This window comes from Streptomyces sp. CB00455 (assembly GCF_001905445.1).
In the GTDB taxonomy this organism is placed as follows: Bacteria; Actinomycetota; Actinomycetes; order Streptomycetales; family Streptomycetaceae; genus Streptomyces.
This window is the reverse complement of record NZ_LIVQ01000021.1, coordinates 1-3779: the sequence shown is the minus strand read 5'-3', so window position 1 is coordinate 3779 and position 3779 is coordinate 1. Positions and strand designations below refer to the sequence as shown.

The window sequence follows — 3779 nt, the reverse complement described above, 5'->3', positions numbered from 1 at the left end:
TTCTTCGCTTTCGCGCTTTCCCCTTCCGGCGAATCCGACTCTATCAGAAGATTTCCACCGGATTTCCCGGCTTCAGATTCCTGGATGAGGAGTCGAGGGGCCCCACTCTGAACCGAATTCATCAGGGGGCGTGTGCCGAGCCCTTCAGCTCGAGGCAACTGTTCAACTCTACATCGCACCATGACGAGAGGTCAAAAGCGCCCTGCCGCCCTCCGGCCGGCCCCCTGGTCGCCCAGCGGGCTCCGGCGGTCCCGGACCTGTCGGCCGTCCCGGGCACGCGCCACCAGTCCGCTCGCGTGCAGCACGCGCGGGTGCTGAGAGACCCACTCGGCGTCACCCGGAGGCGACGGGCGACCCCCCTGTCGTCAGCGGTTCCTCCAGGAGAACGAGCAGTCTCGCTCGCGGTGCTCCCAGAGGCGCGACCGGTGGGCTCATCCGAGACCGGCGCTGGCGCTGGCGCCCACAGCGTCGCCACACCTCTGTGGGGCAGTTCAGCAACGGCGCCTCTTCCGCGCTTACCGCGGACCAGCTGCCGCGCCCGGAAGGTCATGGCCGCCTCCAAGCAGCAGCCGCATCTCGGGCCACGGTGGCTCGACCGTGAGTGCCCAGCACTGCCACAAGAAGTCACAGATCGCATCGCGCGGTCATACGACCGCGGCCTCGTCCCCGTCACGCACCGCACGCAGCGCATCCGGAAACCGGTCCCGCGCGTGCGTCGCCAGCCGATCGCGGCGCACCAGGTCGGTATCGGTTCCGCGGACCACTGCCAGTCCCTCGCCCACGCCCGGAGCGAGGGCCGCGGGCCGAGGCGTCAGAAAGTCGGGCAGGGTGCGCCTCAGTCCCACCGGTAGATCAACAGCCCGTTGTCGAGTTCGCCCAGCCTGCCGAGTCCCGCCCTCCGCCACGGCACAGCGCAGCACAGCACAGCACCCGCAGGCTGACCACCGCCTCGGGCAACGGTGAGAGCACGAAGCACGTGTCGTCGAGATCCGTCGGCCTCCCCATCGCGGCCGGCGTCCTCATCGGTATGCCCGCCATCATGACCACCGTCATGACCACCGTCGCCGCACAGGTCATCGCCCCCTTGCGGCCGGGCTGGTGGCTGCGGACCGCCGGGCGCCGTGATGGGCATCCTGCTGAGCGGGTCCATCGGGGGCATGCTGTCGGCCCGTACGTTCGGCAGGGCGCTCGGCGAACCTCTTGGTTGGCGCCCCCCTACCTGGCAGCGGGCCTCGTCGTCATCCTGTCGGCCGCTCTCGCCCGTACCCCGCGCCCCTGGCGGTGTCACTGCGCCTCTCTGCATACCTGGCCGAACTGTGCCGCTCCTACTGCTACCAAGCGGGCGTCACGGCGGGCACCCGCGAGAGACCGGGCTGGCGGCGCTGGTCGCCGGCACGCGGCCCGGCATACACGTCCACGGCCGCGCCGGCCAGCCGGGGGTGTGGATACTCGTCGCCGTCCTGGCCGTCCCCGCCCCGTTATGACTGTTGCCCGCTGTCGAACGCATGACCTGCGGGGGGTATCACCGTGCCCGAGGGGTGCCGTCGGAGACGCTGATGAGCCGTCCGGCCACGGCCTGGCCGGGCGGCAGGTCTGCATAGCGTGGATGCGCGAGAACGCCTCCGACGTCCAGGCCAGCACCGATATCGAGTGAGGGGAGGGCACGGTGATCGACATCAGCAGCGTGGGCACCTTCCTCGGCCTGGACGTCGGCAAGGGCCCCCTACGGCCACGGGCTGACCCCGGCCGGCAAGGAGGTCTTCGCCAAGCCCTTGCCCAACAGCGAGACCAAACTGCGGGCCGTCTTCGAGGAATGCGGGCCGTCTTCGAGGAACTGGCCGCGAAGCTCGGCACCGTCCTCGTCATCGTGGACCCCGCCCGCCTCCATGGGCGCACTCCCGCTGACCGCCGCCCGCGACGCGGGATGCCAGGTCGCCTACCTGCCCGGACTGGCGATGCGCCGGCTCGCCGACCTCTACCAGGCGGGGACAAGACCGATGCCAAGGACGCGGCGTAATCGCAGACGCGCCCGCACCATGCGCTCGCTGGAGCTGACCGCCGAGATCACCGCCGAGCGGGCTAGGGGCCGTCGGGCCATCGACTTGCCCAGACAGCTCGATGCCGCCCGCACCAACGTCGATGACCTCGCCCAAGCGACGGTCACCTCTTTGGATAGGCACCCGGACGCGGAGATCATCTTCAGCCTTCCAGGACTCGGGCCTCTTACCGGCGCCGGGGGTTCGCCGAGATCGGCGACGACCGATTGGGCTTCAGCGACGCGAAAGGCCTCGAGGCCTTCGCCGGGGCCGTACCGGTTACCCGGGCGTCCGGCGGAAGCGTCGCGGTGATAGCCCGCAGGGACTAGAACAAGAACCAGCGTCTGGCTTCGGTCGGCTATGTCCGGGCCTTCGCCAGCCTGACTGCCTCACCCGGTGCCCAGGCCCACTACGACAGGCGAAGAGCCGATGGAGACTGCCACACCGCCGCCCAGCGCAACCTCTCCAACCGCATGCTCGGTTGGCTGCCCCCATCACTGCCTCCCCAAGCGCACTGTCCATGACGAGGGCACCGCCCACCCGCCCTCCGGAACCCCTGCCCTGAGGGCCGCCGCTTGAGGCTTTCAGCCCAGCAGAGGAAGTCAGCCTGCCGCTCCAACGCTCGCCGTCAACGTCATCGGGTTGCCGCAGGTGGATGTCAAAAGCGTTCCACCAGCGCCAGGACGCTGTGCAGAGGCGCGACCTTGCCACGGATGGGCCCGAGGGGCCTCATGACGTCATCAAGTCTTGCCGGATCCTGCCCCGTCGGTTCGATCTCCTGGAGGGTGTGGAAGTCGACGATCATCTCGGCACCTACCGCGTACTTGAATTAGTGCATCGGCTTCTCGTTGCAGCGGAGCACGACGGCCTCAGTGCTCACGGAGACATGCCTGAAGGTCCTCTCATCGAGTCCGTGCATGCATAGAGGCCCCCCGCGGCCGGTCGGCGGGCCCCGCAGTTCAGAGGTTGACGCGCTTGAGGTAGACGCGGCAGCGGTGGGGGATCGTCTGGTACCAGAGCAGCAGGTGCTCGTCCTCGTACGTACGCAACCGCATCGGCTGCGGATCTTCGTACAGGCTGCCGTCCTTGGGGTCGATGGCCATCGCCGCCAGGTCGACCAGGCCGTCCATGACGGACCCGACCAGACTCTGCTGCTCCGCGCTCATGTCCCCCAGGACCCAGGACCGCCCGGGATCGCACTCCCAGGCCCAACCGCTGTCGTTCTCCACGCCCTCGCCGCGTGAAGTCACTGACCGATCTCCCGCTGGGCCTCGGCCAGGATGCGGCTACTGGTCTCCATTGCGGCCCGAAACTCCTGCTCGCCGGCGTTCGGGTCTCCGGCGGTTCGTTCCGCTTCGTGCAGCGCCGCGGCCCGGGCCGGCCAGCGGTGGATCGCCACGTGCGTGGCCCACTTGATCAGGAAGAACCGGAGCGGGTTGATGGCTCCCGTTTCGGCGGCACGGTCGAACGCCTCGTTGCACTCCTTGTCGAGCGCCGCGAGGCTGGCCATGTCGATCCGGCGAACGGCGTCCCGCAGGGCTTCCCGCGTCATGGCCGGCTGCGGGATGAGCGGTCCGCCGTCTTCCAGCTGCTGTGCTGTCATCGCGTCCTCCAGGGCAACGCCGCCAGGATACCCAGGCGAGGTCGGTACGACCTGGTCCTGAACGCAGAAAAGCCCCGCACCATGAATGGTGCGGGGCTTTCCCACAATAATTGTTCGGCGGCGTCCTACTCTCCCACAGG

3 protein-coding genes and 1 pseudogene are annotated in these 3779 nt (G+C 68.9%); 1 reads left to right on the top strand and 3 read right to left on the bottom strand.

The window, feature by feature from the left end; genetic code table 11:
• Nucleotides 1–1666: 1666 nt before the first annotated feature.
• Nucleotides 1667–2011, top strand: a pseudogene (locus tag AMK16_RS38745) (IS110 family transposase); the annotation flags it as partial.
• Nucleotides 2012–2694: 683 nt separating this feature from the next.
• On the opposite strand, the gene AMK16_RS37990 reads toward AMK16_RS38745, so the two are convergent.
• The 3 genes from AMK16_RS37990 to AMK16_RS33990 all read right to left on the bottom strand — a co-directional run bounded on the left by AMK16_RS37990 (nt 2695) and on the right by AMK16_RS33990 (nt 3639).
• Complete coding sequence (locus tag AMK16_RS37990; RefSeq protein ID WP_242439073.1) at nt 2695–2841, bottom strand: hypothetical protein; 147 nt, start codon at nt 2839–2841, stop codon at nt 2695–2697.
• Nucleotides 2842–2995: 154 nt separating this feature from the next.
• Nucleotides 2996–3286 carry a hypothetical protein gene (locus AMK16_RS33995; RefSeq protein ID WP_073921196.1) on the bottom strand — a complete coding sequence of 97 codons (291 nt, stop codon included), beginning with the start codon at nt 3284–3286 and terminating at the stop codon, nt 2996–2998.
• Nucleotides 3283–3639, bottom strand: coding sequence for a hypothetical protein (locus AMK16_RS33990; RefSeq protein ID WP_073921195.1), 357 nt, complete (start codon nt 3637–3639; stop codon nt 3283–3285). Before AMK16_RS33990 ends, AMK16_RS33995 begins: the two co-directional genes overlap by 4 nt.
• Between the last annotated feature and the right edge of the window lie 140 nt (nt 3640–3779).